The sequence below is a fragment of the Klebsiella scottii genome, from assembly GCF_036561945.1.
GTDB classification, from domain to species: domain Bacteria; phylum Pseudomonadota; class Gammaproteobacteria; order Enterobacterales; family Enterobacteriaceae; genus Klebsiella; species Klebsiella scottii.
In genome coordinates this window covers 581678-599025 of the sequence record NZ_JARXNI010000020.1, presented here as the reverse complement: position 1 = coordinate 599025, position 17348 = coordinate 581678, and the positions used below count along the sequence as shown (strand labels likewise).

At 55.1% G+C, this 17348-nt stretch carries 14 protein-coding genes and 1 tRNA gene; 8 read left to right on the top strand and 7 right to left on the bottom strand.

All coding sequences use genetic code 11. The features are described from left to right. Positions 1-60: 60 nt before the first annotated feature. Together QFI97_RS10480 and QFI97_RS23440 are read right to left on the bottom strand one after the other, a co-directional pair. Positions 61-1497: an EmmdR/YeeO family multidrug/toxin efflux MATE transporter gene (locus tag QFI97_RS10480; protein WP_346431097.1), complete on the bottom strand. Its 1437-nt coding sequence runs from the start codon at positions 1495-1497 to the stop codon at positions 61-63. A gap of 95 nt (positions 1498-1592) precedes the next feature. Continuing rightward, on the bottom strand, positions 1593-1685 hold the full coding sequence (locus tag QFI97_RS23440) for a DUF5951 family protein (protein WP_369125005.1): 93 nt from the start codon (positions 1683-1685) through the stop codon (positions 1593-1595). Between the two features lie 5 nt (positions 1686-1690). Between QFI97_RS23440 and QFI97_RS10475 the strand changes: the two genes are divergently transcribed. Continuing rightward, positions 1691-1766 (top strand) — tRNA-Asn (locus QFI97_RS10475). 1253 nt (positions 1767-3019) lie between these two features. On the opposite strand, the gene QFI97_RS10470 is transcribed toward QFI97_RS10475, so the two are convergent. Genes QFI97_RS10470 through QFI97_RS10460 form a run of 3 tightly spaced genes read right to left on the bottom strand, consistent with a single transcriptional unit; the run spans position 3020 to position 5780 of the window. Next, complete coding sequence (locus QFI97_RS10470; protein WP_095101007.1) at positions 3020-3805, bottom strand: aldo/keto reductase; 786 nt, start codon at positions 3803-3805, stop codon at positions 3020-3022. 23 nt (positions 3806-3828) lie between these two features. After that, on the bottom strand, positions 3829-4980 hold the full coding sequence (locus QFI97_RS10465; protein ID WP_346431096.1) for a glycerate kinase: 1152 nt from the start codon (positions 4978-4980) through the stop codon (positions 3829-3831). Between the two features lie 20 nt (positions 4981-5000). Then, positions 5001-5780, bottom strand: coding sequence for a 3-ketoacyl-ACP reductase (locus QFI97_RS10460; protein ID WP_346431095.1), 780 nt, complete (start codon positions 5778-5780; stop codon positions 5001-5003). 484 nt (positions 5781-6264) lie between these two features. Here QFI97_RS10460 and QFI97_RS10455 point away from each other — a divergent pair, with 484 nt between their 5' ends. The 5 genes from QFI97_RS10455 to QFI97_RS10435 all read left to right on the top strand — a co-directional run bounded on the left by QFI97_RS10455 (position 6265) and on the right by QFI97_RS10435 (position 12015). Continuing rightward, positions 6265-7380, top strand: a complete 1116-nt coding sequence (locus tag QFI97_RS10455; RefSeq protein ID WP_095101001.1) for a sugar ABC transporter substrate-binding protein — start codon at positions 6265-6267, stop codon at positions 7378-7380. 66 nt (positions 7381-7446) lie between these two features. Beyond that, complete coding sequence (locus QFI97_RS10450) at positions 7447-8412, top strand: ABC transporter permease (RefSeq protein ID WP_095100999.1); 966 nt, start codon at positions 7447-7449, stop codon at positions 8410-8412. A gap of 5 nt (positions 8413-8417) precedes the next feature. Further along, on the top strand, positions 8418-9923 hold the full coding sequence (locus QFI97_RS10445) for a sugar ABC transporter ATP-binding protein (protein WP_346431094.1): 1506 nt from the start codon (positions 8418-8420) through the stop codon (positions 9921-9923). A 19-nt stretch (positions 9924-9942) separates the two neighbouring features. Further along, on the top strand, positions 9943-10959 hold the full coding sequence (locus tag QFI97_RS10440; RefSeq protein WP_346431093.1) for an ABC transporter permease: 1017 nt from the start codon (positions 9943-9945) through the stop codon (positions 10957-10959). A gap of 12 nt (positions 10960-10971) precedes the next feature. After that, complete coding sequence (locus QFI97_RS10435) at positions 10972-12015, top strand: zinc-dependent alcohol dehydrogenase (RefSeq protein ID WP_331834622.1); 1044 nt, start codon at positions 10972-10974, stop codon at positions 12013-12015. An 80-nt stretch (positions 12016-12095) separates the two neighbouring features. Here the strand turns inward: QFI97_RS10435 and QFI97_RS10430 are convergent, their stop codons facing one another. After that, entirely contained in the window at positions 12096-13124 is a 1029-nt protein-coding gene (locus QFI97_RS10430) for an aldo/keto reductase (RefSeq protein WP_346431092.1), read from the bottom strand. 182 nt (positions 13125-13306) lie between these two features. On the opposite strand from QFI97_RS10430, the gene QFI97_RS10425 reads away from it, so the two are divergent. Then, positions 13307-14815: an acyl CoA:acetate/3-ketoacid CoA transferase gene (locus tag QFI97_RS10425; protein WP_331834624.1), complete on the top strand. Its 1509-nt coding sequence runs from the start codon at positions 13307-13309 to the stop codon at positions 14813-14815. Positions 14816-14836: 21 nt separating this feature from the next. Here the strand turns inward: QFI97_RS10425 and QFI97_RS10420 are convergent, their stop codons facing one another. Continuing rightward, on the bottom strand, positions 14837-15454 hold the full coding sequence (locus tag QFI97_RS10420) for a TetR/AcrR family transcriptional regulator (protein WP_243657290.1): 618 nt from the start codon (positions 15452-15454) through the stop codon (positions 14837-14839). 358 nt (positions 15455-15812) lie between these two features. Here QFI97_RS10420 and QFI97_RS10415 point away from each other — a divergent pair, with 358 nt between their 5' ends. Next, a complete protein-coding gene (locus QFI97_RS10415; RefSeq protein WP_346431091.1) occupies positions 15813-17330 on the top strand; it encodes an aldehyde dehydrogenase family protein in 1518 nt (505 codons plus the stop codon). Positions 17331-17348: the final 18 nt, after the last annotated feature.

Below are 17348 nucleotides of genomic sequence, written 5' to 3'. Positions count from 1 at the left end.
AACCGTTTGCCGATTTATTCTCCACTTTGGGCGAAATTTGTCGTTTCGCCCAGAAAATGGTTAGGTTTCGCGCACCTGGCTTTTGTTTCGTGGATATTTCCACAGCCAGCGCCCGCTGACCATCCGGCAGTAGAACAGCGCGCCGCGTACCGCCCAGTCAAGCACCATCCCCAGCCAGACGCCAATCACGCCCATACCGAGTACGATGCCCAGCGTATAGCCCGCCACGACGCGGCAGCCCCACATCCCCAGCATCGACACCCACATGGTGTAGCGTACGTCGCGAGCGCCTTTAAACGCGCACGGCAGGGTCCAGGACATCGCCCAAATCGGCATAAAGAAGGCGTTCAGCCACAGCAGCTCTTTAACCACCACTTTGACATCCTCTTCGCTGGTATAGAACGAGGCGATCAGGTTAGCAAACGGCGCGGTTCCCCACGCAATTACCGTCAGGATGATGGTCGATAGCCAGAATACGTGCCACGCCTGGCGCTCCGCCTGCCCAATCTGGCCTTTTCCCAGCCGGGTGCCGGTAATGATGGTCGACGCGGAGCCCAGCGCGTTTCCCGGCAGATTAATCAGCGCGGCGAAGGAGAAAGCGATAAAGTTGCCGGCAATGACGTTGGTTCCCATGCCGGCGACGAACATCTGCGTCAGCAGCTTGCCGCCGTTGAACAGCACCGATTCGATGCTCGCCGGGATGCCAATGCCCATCACTTCCCAGATAATGGCAAAGTTAAGCGGTTTGAAGTAGCTCTTCAGCGAGATGCGCAGCGCGGGATTAAACCCGACGGCTAATACCCACACGATCGCCACCGCTCCGATGTATCGGGCGATGGTCAGCCCCAACCCTGCGCCGATGAAACCGAGGCCGGGCCACGAAAAAACGCCGTAAATCAGGATGCTGCTGATAATAATATTGATTATGTTCATCCCGCCGTTAATCAAGAGCGGAATTTTGGTATTGCCTGCCCCGCGCAGCGCGCCGCTGCCGATCAGCGCAATCGCCGCCGCCGGGTAGCTCAGCACCGTCAGCTCCAGATAGGTTAAGGCCATATCCTTCACCTGGGCCGAGGCGTCTCCGGCGACAATATTGATAATCTCTTTGCCGAAGGCGTGTATTACCGCCGCCAGCAGAATGGAGAACAGCGTCATAATCGCCAGCGACTGCCTCGCCGCCGCCCGCGCGCGTCGCGGATCGCGCTTGCCGAGGCTAAAGGCAACCACCACCGTCGTCCCGAGATCGATAGCGGCAAAGAACGACATGATCACCATATTAAAGCTGTCGGCCAGCCCAACCCCGGCCATCGCCTCTTTACCCAACCAGCTCACCAGGAAGGTACTGACTACGCCCATCAGCAAAACGCAGCTATTTTCCAGCAAGATGGGAACCGCCAGCGGGCTGATTTCACGCCAGTAAAGTACGCGATAACTCTTACGTTTTTTGAACCAGGATGTTCGTTCTACGGCCCTGCGTGCTGCGGATGTGACGTTCAAGGGAGACCTTAGTGAGAAAAGTTGAAACTACATTTCAAATGATGATAGAGAAATGCTAATCCTGCAAAGCATTTTTCCTTCTAAATTGTCGGTAATTACAACAAATTGTTGATAGAAGCGGCGGTTGACCGACAGGGGCGGAATAGATGTTTGACAAAAATTTTTTCGCCGCTAAGATACGACCCCACACGATTCCTCTGTAGTTCAGTCGGTAGAACGGCGGACTGTTAATCCGTATGTCACTGGTTCGAGTCCAGTCAGAGGAGCCATATTAAAGAAGCCCGCTTAAGGAAACTTAAGCGGGCTTTTTGTTTTTGTCGAGTTTGAGGGCCGGATAAGAGCACTAAGCCCGCCGACCTCCGCGCCCTGCCCTTGTCAACGTCAGTCTGCCGCTAAGTTGCCCCTGTTATTCTGTTTTTTATTGTCAGCGGCTCACCGCCGGTAAGTTTTTATGGCGTTAATTTAGCCATCAGAAAATACGTCAGAGGTGCTCTTTCCTGAGCCATAAATAAGAGAGTTTTAAGACACAACTCAATGCTCGGTCTATATATTTGCTGTAAATAAAAGCATGTTTTTAAAAACAGTATTGACAGTACTTTTAAAAGCGGTAGATTGGATTTTAACAGCGCTGGAATGGTAGTTCGCTGTTATAATTTGCGATAAAGGCTACGTATTTTGTTGTATGGGATTACGGGTGTTAAGAAGATTATTTTTTACACCGGTAATGTTTTAAGGTCATGCAGTTAGAGTCGTTAATCGCAAATCTGGGGGAAGTAGCGCGACGATGTAAGGCTATGTTTTAAGAGTTATTGTTTGCGATTGAGTTGTGTACGTTAGTTAAGTTAAATCATCGCAACGGAAGTCAAGCCACGCATCAAAGAGTATATGTCGCGAGGGGATGTACTTGTTTAAAGTGCCATTTTTTAGCGTTATGAAAATGGTGGGGTAGGTTAACAAGAAAATAGCGGGAGGTTTTAGTTAGTATCAGCACCCAATATTATCTGTGATAAACGTGTACATTTAAAGCAGTATCATGAGTAGTACCCATATTAAGTCCATGAATGTTAAACCTTAAATCAGTAGTTCCTTAAAAGCCCTGGCTGCAATGGTCAGGGCTTTTTTGTATCTGCGCCGTTGATTGCGGATATCCGCCTGTATGAACCGCCTCCTGAGTCCCCCGGCACGAGTGGCGGAACAGTCTCCTCGCCACCCGGCATGCCCGCAGGCTTCTCCTCCTTGCTGGCAGTCGCACGCGCCGTCGTATTATGCTCAACCATGCCGCTAAGGATGTAGTCTGATGACAATCGTAGCCGCCCATGCGCGAAACGGAGGTCATCATGATTTTTTTTGAGCTACGTCACTTCGCAGACATACCTGCACGGCCGGATCCGTCGGCGAACCTTACGCGCGGTACAGCGCCAGCTGGCGCTGGAAAACAGCGAGACCTGGAGGTGGCATGGAGGAAAAGGCAGACACCGTCAGATGTCTGCGAAATCAGCAAAGCGGCAGTTGATTAAAGGATCTACAGCGCCACAACGCGATAGTTGGCGATTCTTAATTCCGCTATTTGCTGCATATCGATATGGGACAAGGTGAAATCAAGGATCGCAAAGTTCTCGGCCATTCTCCCGGGGTTGGATGACATGGTGTTTGACTGAATGCCCGACTGTAAAATCCAGCGCAGAATAATTTGTGCCGGCGTCCTGGCATAATAGTCCGCCAGCCGCTGAATAAGCGGATATTTAAGTACCTCTCCCCGGGCTATCGAACAATACGATGATAGCGGGATCTGCGTCTCTACCGCAGCCTGCAGCAGATCGCGTTGATCGAGCAGAGGGTGAAACTCGACCTGGTTGACGACGAGCGGCGTGGCGATCTCGTCGCGTGCCGCCCCCATCTGCTCAGGCGAGAAGTTACTTAAGCCAATATATTTTGTCAGCCCCTGCCGCTGCGCCTGCTCCAGCAAACGCAACGTGGCGCTGAACGCCTGCTTTGGCGGGCTATGCAGCAGCAGCACATCCACCTGTTCAACGTTAAGCGCCGCCAGGCTGCGCGCCACCGAAGCCATAAACAGATCTTTGCGGTAATTCGCCGGCAGGACTTTCGTCGTGATGCAAAGCTCACCGCGCGCGACGGGATGACGGCTTAATACCTGCCCAATCTGCTGTTCGTTTTCATACATCTGCGCGGTATCGATCGCCCGATAGCCGATGCTCAAGGCATGCTCTAAGGCGGTGGTTAAGCGTTCTCCGCGCAGTTTATAGGTGCCAAAACCGCGGATAAACTCGGGCCGATAAAGAATATTCATATCTTTTTCCTCAAAGGACGGTTTTAGCGGCGCAGCGGCTGACTCGCAGCCTGCTGCCAGAGCGAGGCAATGTTAAACGCCGCCGACTCCAGCAGGGCGGCGGCTTCCCGCAGGGCGCGCTCGTAGGAGATAATGCCGGGGACCAGCGAAAACGCCGAGATTAAACCGAGCTCATACAGCGCTTCATATCCGCTGCCGAGCGAGCCGGCCAGCGCAATGCTGGGGCAACCGTGGGCATGAGCGCGGCTGATAACGCCGGCAGGCCCCTTACCGCCGCTGGTCTGTGCATCAAGCCGCCCCTCGCCGGTAATGACCAGATCGGCATCGCGCACCTGCGCATCGAAATGCAGCGTGTTGAGCACAATATCGATCCCGCTCGACATCTCTGCGTTCAGCACCCCCTGCAGCGTGGCGCCGATCCCGCCTGCGGCACCGCCGCCCCTCAGGCTGGCGATATCGTCCCCGGTTCTGGATGTGAGAATAGTGGCGATCCGCGCCAGGTTGCTTTCAATCCTGGCCGCCGTTTGCGCGGTTACCCCTTTTTGCGGACCAAAAACCGCGGTCGCGCCCTGCTCGCCGAGCAACGTATTGTTGACGTCGCAGGCCAACAGCAGCTCCACCTGGGCTAATCGCGGGTCCAGTCCGCTGAGGTCGAGATCGGCCAGCTCATCAAGCCCTCCGGCCCCCCAGGGAACGTCCTCCCCCGCGGCGGTGATACAGCGGCAGCCCAATGCCTGCAGCATACCAATCCCCCCTTCATTGGTGGCGCTGCCGCCCAGGCCGATAATGATTTTGTCGACGTCGCGATCCAGCGCCGCTTTAATCAGCTCCCCGACTCCGTAGCTGGTTGCGAGCAGCGGATCCCGGTCTTCCGGTGCTACCCACTGCAGGCCGCAGGCGGCGGCAACCTCAATGACCGCCGTTTTACCATCGCCAAGCAGGCCGAAAAAACCCTGCACCGGCGTCCCCATCGGCCCGGTTACCGCGACGGAGATCCGCTGGCCTGAGGTCGCGTTTATCAGCGCATCCACCGTCCCTTCACCGCCGTCGGCTATCGGTAGCTTCACGCACTCCACGCCAGGCAAGGCTCGACGCAGACCCCGCTCGATAGCATCGGCAACGGCGCTGGCGGACAGACTCTCTTTAAAGGAGTCCGGGGCAATAATTATTTTCATCGCGATTTACCTGCTATCAATCAGAAACGGGAAACCAACATTCCGCCGTCGGCGCTAATCACCTGGCCGGTTAGGTAGGGCATCCCGCCGCTGGCCAGAGTGGTTACTATCGTGCCTATCTGAGCGGGGGTCCCCAGCTCCGGCAGCAGGGTTAAGCCTTCATCGACGCGCTGTTGGTACATTGCCAGCGAAGGCTGTGTCATTTCGGTAGCAATCAGTCCCGGCTGAATATCAAACACCTGCACTCCCGCCCTGGCGAGACGGGAAGCGAATAGTTTCGCCACCATCGCAGCCCCGGCTTTTGAGACACAGTACTCTCCGCGATTGATGGAGGCCGCCGAGGCGTTCGAGGAAGAGACGACGATCAGGCTGTAGTGCAGTTCGGGAGAGCGGGTACCGGCAAGCAGGCGTCGGGCAAATGCCTGGCAGAGAAAGAACGTGGCGCGGGCGTTAACGGCCTGGCAGCGATCGTAGCTTTCCGGCGTCACGTCGAGGAGATCGCCGCGGCTGGTCACCGACACGCCGGCGTTGTTCACGAAGGTCGTCAGCGGCCCTAGCTCATGTTCCGCCCGCGCCAGCATCCTGTCGTGCAGGCTGATGTCCGCCACGTCGCCGGGCACGGCAACGGCGTTAACGCCCCAGCCTTTTAGGCGCGCCACGGATGCCTGTAGCGCCGCAGAATCCTGATAATCATTCAGCGCAATATCGAAGCCGGCCTGCGCCAGCTTTGCGGCGATCTCAAAACCGATGCCGCGCGCCCCACCGGTGATAAACGCTACCTGTCGTGTTTTAACGGTCATTTTTTGTCCCATTATGGAGTGAGAATACGCCGAAAGCATAGCTACACCTTTCATCACTTGTAAATAAATAGTTACTTACTATATGCAAATATGAGATCTGCGCACTCCACGCGTGACGGGGGAAGATCGCCAGCAAAATCTTTGTGACTGATATCTCAAACGCAAGCAAAACAGCCCGGGAAGAAAAAATGAGGAAAAGCTAATATAAATCATATTGATAAGAGATATTCTCAGGCAAAACCCCCGAGGAGAAGCATTTACTCATTCACAAAGGAAATATTTAAAAATAACAATAAAAAACAAAATACTAGGCAACTCCCTATCCGATAAACGAGCCACGTAAACCCGGCCCAAAGCGCTTCATTGCCAATCTCATTCTCGAATGATATATCATCAACTTGTAAGTAATTAGTTATTTACATGTTGCGTATTTTTCACCGGGATAAACTCCTCCACGTAAACCGAAAAGACAGGAAATATCGCTATGTCATTTATTAAAAAATTCGTTGAACAAAGCGTGATTAGCCGACGTGAATTCCTGCTGAAAAGTGCCCTTGGCATCGGCGGCATGGCTGCGCTTCCGCTTATCAGCCCGCTCTCGAAAGCCTTGGCGGCTGAGGGGGGGAATCTCACTCTGGCCTGGGGCTACCGCGACCCTGACAACTCCTACTGGAACGCGATTGCCGCCGGCGGGCAATCTTATGCGAAGACGCAAAACTCGACGATGGTGAGCCTGATTAACGGCGGCAATAACGAGAAGGTGCTGTCTGATATCAAAGCCCTGCTTTCCAAAACCGAAGGGAAACTGGCGATCGGCTGCGATCCTAACGATGCCCCTAACGCGCGAGCCGTGGTGACCGCCTGCCAGCAGCGCGGCGCGTTTATTACCACCATCTGGAATAAAACCGACGATCTGCATCCCTGGGATTTTGGCGACAACTACGTGGCCCACATCAGCTGGTCGGATTTCGAGCCGGCTCAGCAGTGCGCGCAGCTGCTGTTTGACGCGATGGGGAAAAAAGGCGGGATTGTCGGGCTGGGCGGTATCGCCTCCAACGTCCCGGCGATTGAGCGCAAAGCAGGGCTGATGCACAAGCTGAAAGAGAACCCGGATATCAAACTGCTGGACTGGCAGGATGCGGACTGGAGCACTTCGAAAGCCAACGACATGATGTCCACGATGCTCACCCGCTTCGGGGATGATATCAAAGGCATTTTCTCCTCCAACGACAGCATGACCCTCGGCATTATTGAGGCTCTACGCGCCGAAGGCCTGGCGGGACAGATCCCGATCGTTTCCTACGACGGCACTCCGGACGCCGTCAAGCTGTGCATCAGCGGTGAAATACTCTGCACCGTGAGCACCGATCCCTACTGGGCCGGAGGCATTGCGCTTTCACTGGCGCACCATGCGGCTCTCGGCAGCTTCAAACCCTCCGCCGAACCGCATGAGCATCGCGAATTTTATGGTCCGACGATCATGATAACTAAAGACGACGCGCAGAAATGGTACCAGGAAAATATCGTCAATACGCCGGTGAACGACTGGAATAATTTCTGGCAGGCGTCAAAAGGGCCTATTCAGTATCGCAAATTATAGTTGTCTCCTTCTGCAGATATTTATTCTCGATGAAGACGTTATAAATTCAATGAGTGAAGGTCGAACATGTCATCACATTCAGGCTACAAAGATTTTTTGCGCAAATGGGCGCCGCTGATGGTGCTGCTGCTGCTCTGCACCATCATCAGCGTTATTTATCCCGGTTTTTTATCCGTGCGTAATTTCTCACGGTTACTGACCGCCAGCGCCGCGCCGTTAATGATTGCCATTGGCGTGACGTTTATCATTATTATGGGTTCGATCGACCTGTCCATTGAAGGCATTATGGCTTTCTGCGGCTCCATGCTGGCAATCATCATGGTGAAACTGGGCGGTTTTAGCGAACTCGGATATTTAGCAATTCCCGCCGCAATCCTTATTTCGGCAGCCTGCGGACTAATCAACGGTCTTATTCACGTAAAGCTTAAAATCCCCTCATTCCTGGTCAGCCTGGGCATCGGTTTTAGCTTAATTGGCGTCACGATGGTGACGACCGGCGGCGAGCGTATTCCCCTGCCCGACCCGGTATTCCGGTTACTGCTGACCGAGCGCATTTTTGATTTCCCGCTGATGGTCTATCTCGCCGGGGCGGCCCTGCTGGTTGCCTGGTTTATTCAACGCTATACCGCGCTGGGGCGTAATTTTTATGCGATCGGCGGCGGCGAGCATCTGGCCTACGCGTCCGGCCTGTCGGTAAAACGTATTCGCGTGCTTGGCTTTGCGCTGGCCGGAGTATTTTACGGCCTGGGCGCCGTCTTTGCGGTCGCCCGCCTGGGCTCGGTCGCCAGCAACCTCGGCGATGGTTATACCTTTATCGCCATCACCTCCGTGGTCGTCGGCGGCACCTCCTTAATGGGCGGCAACGGCGGCGTGTGGCAAAGCCTGATCGGCGTGCTGATTATCAACGTTATTAACAACGGCATGGTGCTGGTCGGCTTCCCGACCTATATCCAGCAAGGGGTTTTAGGCGCCCTGGTTATCATCTCGGTGGCATTAGTCACTAATCGTAAACGTCTGCAAATAGTGAAGTGACGATTATGCTTGAATTCAAAAATGTTGGTAAATCGTTCCCGGGCGTTCTGGCCTTACAGAATATAAATCTGCAAATTAATCCCGGCGAAATTGTCGGATTAGTCGGCGAAAACGGCGCCGGGAAATCGACGCTGATGAAAATAATTTACGGCGCCTATCAGCATGATAAAGGTGAAGTGCTGATTAACGGTCAGCCGGTGGTATTTCGCTCGCCACGCGACGCCATGATGCAGGGTATCGGGATGGTATTTCAGGAGCAGTCGCTGATTTCCAACCTCAGCGTGATGGAAAATATATTCCTCGGCTTTGAACAACCGTTTAAAAAGCTGGGCGTTATCAACTGGAAAAAAATGGCGGCGGCGGCCAGAAAGCAGCTGGCGAAAGTCAAACTGGATATCGATCCGCAAACAATGACCGCCGAGCTTTCCTTTACCCAACGTCAGCTGGTGGAGCTGGCGAAGGTTTTAACCCTTGAGGAGAGAAGCAGCGGCCACTTAATTATCCTGCTCGACGAGCCGACTTCGGTCCTGCCGGCCCAGGAGATAGAGCTGCTGTTTGAGCTGGTCAGGGAGCTGAAAAGCCGGGCCTCTTTTATTTTCGTTTCGCATCGCCTCGATGAAGTGATGGCGCTGTCCGACCGCATCTACGTGATGAAGGATGGGCAGGTTATGGATATGCTCACCCGCGACCGCTTCGACGTGGTGAATATTCAGCGCCAGATGGTCGGCCGGGATATCGATGAACGCTATTATCGCGAGCATCGTAAGCACCGAATTAACAAAGAGACGACCTTAGTCGAATTAAAAAATATTTCGCTGCCGGGCCATTATAAAAACGTCTCCCTGTCGCTACACGCCGGCGAAGTGCTGGCGCTGGTCGGAACCGATGGCGCGGGTACCGAAGAAATCATCCGCTCGATCTTCGGATTGATGCAGCCGGAACGGGGAGAAGTGATCCTCAACGGCAGAGCGGTACGCAAATTTAGCCCCACCCACAGCATCGCCGAGGGAGTGGGATATATTCCTCGCGAGCGCAAAATCGAGGGCATCGTCGAAGGCATGTCGGTGGTGGAAAATATTACCCTCGCCAACCTGCAGGACTATTCCAGCGGCGGACTGCTGCAGGTCCATCACGAGCGCAGGCTGGCAAACGAGTGGGTTAAAAAGCTGTCGATTAAAACCGCCAGTATTGATACGCAATGCGGCAAGCTTTCCGGCGGCAATCAGCAAAAGGTGGTGCTGTCGAAATGGCGGACCGCTGAGGCGAAAATCATCCTGCTTGACCACCCTACCCGCGGCCTCGATATCGGTGCCAAAGAGGATGTCTATGACTTAGTACGCGACTTCACCGATGAGCAATGCGGCGTGATTTTGATCGCCGACTCTCTGGAGGAGGCTATCGGCCTCGCCCACACCATCGCTATTTTTAAGGACGGCCGACTGATGCATCAGTTTACCGGCTGCGAAGAGAAGCGCCCGGAGCAATATGAATTATTGCAGCATTTCGTCTAGGTTATTAAGGCCCATCTCCATGAAAATCATCCGTTCTGACTCATTAGCAGTGCCGACAAATAATAATAGCGGTAGCCCGACGCGGCCGCCGTTAACCGGGCGTGAAAAAATCACCCGCTATTTACCGATACTCACCCTGGCGGTATTAGTGGCCTTGGTCAGCCTCTATAACCCGGATTTTCTTAAGCTCGACAATATATTCCAGCTGCTGCAGGACGCTTCGACGCTGTTTATTATGGCGATCGGCATGACCTTTGTGATTTATATCGGCGGAATAGATTTATCCGCCCAGTCGATTGCCAGCATGTCGACGGTCGTACTGGTCATTCTGCTATCGCAAATTGGCGTGCTGGCTATTCCGCTGACGCTGGCGATCGGCGCGCTGTTCGGCGCGGCTTCCGGCTGGGTGCATACCCGCTTTAAAATATCATCATTCATTACTACCCTCGCCGTGGGGGGGATCGCCTACGCTACCGGACAGGTTATTTCCGGACAGCGGGCGTTTTATATTCCTGGGGATATTCGCAGCCAGACGGTTGGCTGGATGACCGCCACCGTCTTTACGCTGCCGGCGGAAATCATCATCGCCGCCGTACTGCTGCTGCTGGCGCTGCTGATGGAAAGACGCACCGCGCTGGGGCGCCATATGAAGGCGGTTGGCGCAGGGGAATCCGCCGCGCTCGCCAGCGGCGTGAAGGTGGTCAAGGTGAAGATCCTCACCTTTGCCATCGCCGGAGCGTTCGCCGCCGCCGCCGGGGTGCTGCTGGCGACCCGTCTGTCCGGCGCATCGCCGACGATGGCCGATCAGTTCCTGCTACCGGCGATTGTCGCGGTGCTGTTAGGCGGCACGCCGCTGACCGGCGGCGTGGGCGGCGTATTGAGCACGCTTATCGGCACCATCATCGTCGCCGTCATTCGTACCAGTATGACCTACCTGAACGTTGAAGCGCAGGCGCAGCAGATCTTCTTCGGGGCGCTGATGATCGCGGCCATTGCGATGACCATCGATCGTTCCAAAATTTCTACCGTTAAATAACCGGAGCCGGCCATGATCCCCAAATTAATGAAAGCGGCGGTGCTTACCGCCGCCAAAAAATTCGAAATACGCCAGGTTCCGGTCCCCGAATACGGGGATGACGAGGTCCTCATTCGCGTCAGCCAGTGCTCGATCTGCGGCACGGATATCCATATCTATAACGGCCACTATGCCCAGGATAAGCTACCGTTAATTCCCGGCCACGAGTTTAGCGGTGAAATTGTTGCCGTTGGCCCTCGCGTCGCGACCCTGACGCCGGGCCAGCGAGTGGTCGCCGATATCAATATCAGCTGCGGCCACTGCTATTATTGCCGGCGCAACGAGCTGCTCAACTGCCCGGAGATCCGCCAGCTCGGCATTCACACCCACGGCGCTTTTGCACAGTACGTGGCCGTGCCGGCCCGCCTGGTGATTCCTCTCAGCGACGAGGTTACGGATAGCGTTGCCTGTCTGACCGAGCCGTTCTCCTGCGTGGTTCGCGCCGGTAAAAAAATCGGCCTCAGCGTGGCAGAGTCGGTGGTGGTCATCGGCGCCGGCCCGGTGGGCAATATGCATATTCAGATGGCGCGCCTGCTGGGGGCCGCGCCGATTATTGCCGTAGAGCTGAATCCGCAGCGCGCCGAGCTCGCCGGGCAGTGCGGAGCGGATAGCGTCATCACCGACCCCGAACGCGCGCTGGAGCAAATAAAGCTGCTCACCCAGGGCCGCGGCGCCGACGTGGTCATCGAAAGCGTCGGCCATCCCGAGCTGTACAAACAGGCGCTGACGTTTATGCGCCCCGGCGGACGGTTGCTGGCCTTTGGTTTAACCGACAGCGAAACCGCCATCGCCATCAGGCCGCTGGAGATTATTTTAAAAGAGCAAAGGATTCAGGGCAGCGTAGCCGGGATGGGCGAAGACATGCACCAGGCGCTACATCTGTTGCAGCATCAACGTTTTATCACCGCGCCCTTTTGCCAGTCCGTCCATCCGCTGGAGGATATTCAGCAGGTTTTCACCTCCCTGCTCGCGCAACCGCAGTATTTGAAAGTCCAGCTGCGCATCGCGCAGGAATGAGGCCTTAGCGACGCGGATAAGGCCGCAAGGATCAAAAAAGGTGCTCATCAGGAGCACCTTTTTTATTCTGCAATCCTCACTCAGGCCTTGCGGTCTGCCGGGGTGGGCGCGCCTTCATCCAGCAGCCCCTGTTGTTGCAGCGTACGCCAGAAATCATCCGGGATCGGTGCGGCAATCCACTCCAGGCAGTTCTCAAGCTGCGCCACCGTGCGGGTGCCGGGAATGATGGTGGGCACCGCCGGGTGAGCCAGGACAAACTGTAGCGCGGCCGCCGGCAGGCTAACCTGATAATCGCGGCAGACGTTTTCAATTTTGCTGACCTTTTCCAGAACCGGCCGGCCGGCCGGGCCGTAGTTGTATTTCGCGTTCTCAACCGCCCCGGTCGCCAGAATTCCGCTGTTGAATCCCCCGCCGATCACCACCGCCGCATTGCGCTCCTCGCACAGCGGCAGAAACGCTTTTAACGCCTCCTGTTCCAGCAGCGTGTAGCGCCCGGCCAGCAGGAAACAGTCGAAGTCGGCCTCCTGCAGCGCCGCATGGCAAACTTCCCATTCATTGACGCCCATGCCGACGGCTTTAATCACCCCTTCATCACGCAGCTGCGCCAGCGCGCGCCACGCGCCGTCCATCGCCTGGCGAAAATAGTGCGGCTGCTTATCGCCGTGGGTATAAACATCACAGTCGTGAATAAAAGCGATATCGATATGCTCCAGCCCCGTGCGCTGCAGGCTGTCTTCAATCGAACGCATGGTAGCAGAGTAAGAGTAATCAAAAATCGCCTCAAACGGCAGCGGATTGACCCATGCCCCGGAATCAATTTCAGCGCGCTTTTTCGGCTTCAGCAGGCGGCCGACCTTGCTGGAGAGCACGTACTCATCGCGCGGATACCAGCGCAGGCCGTGGCCAATCCTCGCTTCGCTCAGGCCATGTCCGTACAACGGCGCCGTATCAAAATAGCGCAGGCCGCTGTTCCACGCCTGATGGATCATGTTTTCCGACTCCTGCTCGCTGATGGGGCGAAAAATATTGCCAATCGGCGCTGCGCCGTAGCCCATTGCGGTGACCTGAATATTTGTACGACCAAACGCATTCTTCTGTGATGGAACCATGCCAGCCCTCCTGCAGATTGATGATTTAATTAACTAACAAGATAGTTATATCAAAACGAATGTTGTGAAAATGTTACCTGGATAACAAAGCGTCATCAATTACGTTGATCCTTCATTTTTTTTCTGCAATTGTAACTAACTAGTTAGTTTATTTATTACCGAATACAACGAGGATAACGAGAATGCACGGCAAACTGAAAAGCGTCGATGACGCAGTGGCTTTGATTAAAGACAACTCCACCGTTGCCTTCACCGGCTCAGGCGGCGGGCTGCTGGAGTCCGACTACGTCATGGCGGCCATCGCGACGCGCTATCGTGAGACCGGGCATCCGCGGAATCTGACCCTGATTCATGCCTTAGGTATTGGCGACGGCAAGGGGTCCGGTCTTGGGCGGCTGGCCATTCCGGGCCTCATCAAACGGATCATCGGCGGGCACTGGTCGTGGTCATCCGAGCTGCAAAAAATGGCCCGCAACAATGAGATAGAAGCCTACTGCTTGCCCACCGGCATCATCATGACGCTGTATCGCGAAAGCGGCGCCGGGCGCCCGGGAGTCATTTCCAGCGTCGGGCTGGGGACCTTTGTCGACCCGCTGATTAGCGGTGGAAAATGCAACGACATCACCTGCGAAAATATCGTTTCGCGCATTGAGCTCGACGGGAAAACCTGGCTGCACTACAAACCTTTTAAAGTTGATGTCGCGGTGATTCACGGTTCACAGGCGGACGCGGTGGCGAATATCTCCACCAGCGAAGAGCCGGCGGATCTGGATACGTATGCCGTCGCTTTAGCCGCGCATAACAACGGCGGCATGGTCATCGCCCAGGTGAAATCCACCACTCCTGAGCACTTTGTCCCGGCCCGAAAGGTGACCGTACCCGGCGTAATGATCGACCATATCGTCGAATGTCCGACGCAGTGGCAAAGCTATCTTGCCGAATACGATCCGGCCCTCTCCGGCCAGCTCGCCCCGCCGGATGAGCACCCGCTCGACGCGCCGGCAGAGGGCATTCGCCGCCTGATTTCTGGGCTGGCGGTACGGGAGCTGAAGCCGAATATGCGGGTCAATTACGGCTTCGGTATCCCCGGCGGGATCTCCGCTATGGCGGAGAAATCGCTGGTAGACTCCTGCTGGCAGATGGTGGAACAGGGCATTCACAACGGCCAGCTTCTCGACGGCGCGCTGTTCGGCGCGGCAAAGTATCCGCACGCCATCGTCAGTTCGCTCGATCAGTTCGATCTGTTTTGCGGCGGCGGGCTCGATATCACCTTCCTCGGCATGGGAGAGATGGACGCGGAAGGCAACGTTAACGTTTCTCAGCTTGGCGACACGATCGTCGGGCCGGGCGGTTTTATTGATATTACCTGCGGCGCCAAAAAGGTGGTTTTCTGCGGCACCTTCGAAGCGAAAGGTTTACAGGTGTGCCAGCAGGGAGAGCAGTTACAAATCGAGTCTCACGGGCAAATTCCCAAGCTGGTGCAAAAGGTACGCCATATCACCTTCAGCGGGCCGGAAGCCATAAAACGCGGGCAGGAGGTGCTGTACGTCACAGAGCGCGCCATTTTCAGGCTGACGGAAGACGGCGTCGAGCTGGTCGCGGTGGTCAGCGGGGTTGACCTCGAACGGGATATTTTGCAGCGCATGCAGTTCTGCCCGAAAGTCGATCGCCCCGCCATTGTTGCTCTTTGAATCGTGAGGGTAATGCGGGTATCAGGGCTGTAATATCCGCATTATCGTTTCGACGTTGAAATCAAGGCGCTGCTGAAGGGAATCAGCGTCCATGAAATTACGATCGAACAGAATGGCGCCGGTATATTTATTATTAAAGTAATAGTAGTTTACCGCCGCAATGGTAATCACCAGCTGCTCAGGATCGACGCCGGCCCTGAACACGCCCTGCTCCACGCCGCGCTGAAGAATATTCTCCATCAGGGCTACCATCGATTTTTGCGCTGATTTGATCGCCACCGACTTTTTCAGATGCACGGCGCGATGCAGGTTTTCACTGTTGACCAGCGTCAGAAATTCCGGATTTTTCAGGTAGTAGTTCCAGGTAAAGCGGACCAGCGCTTCAACCGCCTCTTGCGGCTCCAGCTTTTCAAGATTTAATTTTTTTTCCGCCGCACGAATATCGAGGTAGGAGTCTTCAACAACTTTCTGGAAAAGCTGCTCCTTACTACCAAAGTAGTGATAAATCATGCGCTTATTTGACTTTGCTTTTTCAGCGACAACGTCAATGCGCGCCCCGCCGAGTCCCTTTTGCGCAAACTCTCGTTTCGCGGCTTTGAGGATCCGATTTTGTGTCGCAATAGGGTCACGGACCTGCACTGTTTTTTCAGAAGCTGATTTAGTCATTACATCGTTTTGGTTGCGGATCTGGCTGATGATTAATCCTTACTCATTGGAGGAAATCAAGAAAAATTTTTGGCTGTTCTCCTTTCTGCTAGCCGCTTAACAATTTCATTACAAGGGCTGGCGTTTCCTTATCCAATCGAAAAACAGCGTGCTAACATATGTAACCATATAGTTATATATATAATACATAAATCTTTTAAAACATCAAGTTAAACGCAAACAAACCCAACTCATCCTGTCAGCACTCATCACGTTGAGGGCAGGATGACAACGATCACACACCGGCTCTTACCGTGCGGTAAGAAATGCTATGAACGATGGGAAGAGAATTATGAGTAATACATTTCGCCCTGTAGACGTTAACCACGCTTTGCTGCCCGAAAAAGCACGCGAGTTTCAGATGTTCATCAATGGCAAATGGACCGCAGGCCACGGCAGCGAAAACTTTGTGCGTAAAAGCCCGGCTCACGATATTGTCGTCAGCAGCTATCCTGCCGGCACCGCTGAAGACGTTGATGATGCGGTAAAGGCGGCCAGAGAAGCCTTTGACTGCGGGAAGTGGTCGCGTATTAGCGGCGCGGCGCGGGCGGCAGTACTGCTGAAAACCGCGCAGCTGATCCGCGAGAAGCTGGACGAGCTGGCGCTGCTGGAAACGCTTGAAACCGGTAAACCGATCGCCCAGTCCCGGGGAGAAATCCAGGGGGCGGCGGATATCTGGGAATATGCCGCAGGTCTGGCGCGCAGCGTCAAGGGCGACAGCTTTAATAACCTCGGCGACAGCATGCTCGGTCTGGTGACCCGCGAACCCATCGGCGTCGTCGGCGTCATCACCCCGTGGAACTTTCCTTTCTTTATCGGCGCGGAACGCTACCCCTACATTCTGGCGGCGGGCTGTACGCTGGTGGCGAAAGCCGCTGAGATCACTTCCGGCACGACCCTGCTGCTGGCCGGCATTCTTCAAGAAGCGGGCCTGCCCGACGGCGTATTTAACGTCGTCACCGGCAGCGGCTCGGTAGTCGGTCAACATCTTACCGAACATGCCGACGTTGATATGGTTTCCTTCACCGGCTCTACCGCCGTCGGCCAGATGGCGCTGCACGCTTCGGCAAAAAACATTAAGCGTCTTGGGCTGGAGCTGGGCGGCAAGAACCCGCAGGTGGTATTTGCCGATGCCGATATCGACGCCGCGCTGGACGGTACGCTGTTTGGTTTCCTGTTTAATACCGGCCAGTGCTGCGTCAGCGGCAGCCGCCTGCTGGTTGAGCGTTCAATCCATAAGGATTTCTGCCAGAAGCTGGTTAAGCGCGCGCGAAGAGTGTGCAGCGGCGATCCGCTGGATGAAAGTACCCAGATTGGCGCGATTATCACCGAAAAGCACTACCAGACCGTGCTCAGCTATATTGCACAGGGCAAAAATGAGGGCGCAACGCTACTCACCGGCGGCAGCGCGGTTAACGCCGGCTGCGGGCTGTTTATCGAACCGACTATTTTCGATGATGTGACGCCGGAGATGACGATTTTCCGCGAAGAGATCTTCGGCCCGGTACTCTGCGTCACCCCGTTCGACAGCTATGAAGAAGCTATCAGAATTGCCAACGATACCTGCTACGGGCTGGCTGCCAGCATCTGGACCTCGAACCTCGATCATGCGGTGCAGGGATTCCGCGATCTTAAAGCGGGCAGGCTGTGGGTGAACACCACTATTGCCGGCGGTCCTGAACTGCCTTCAGGCGGATTTAAGCAATCCGGCATCGGACGCGAAAGCGGCAGCTATGGTCTGGATGAATATACCGAAATTAAATCCGTGCATATCCAGTTGGGCAAGCGCGCCAAATGGCTCGCTGAATGATTTTTGGCAGAGGATCAG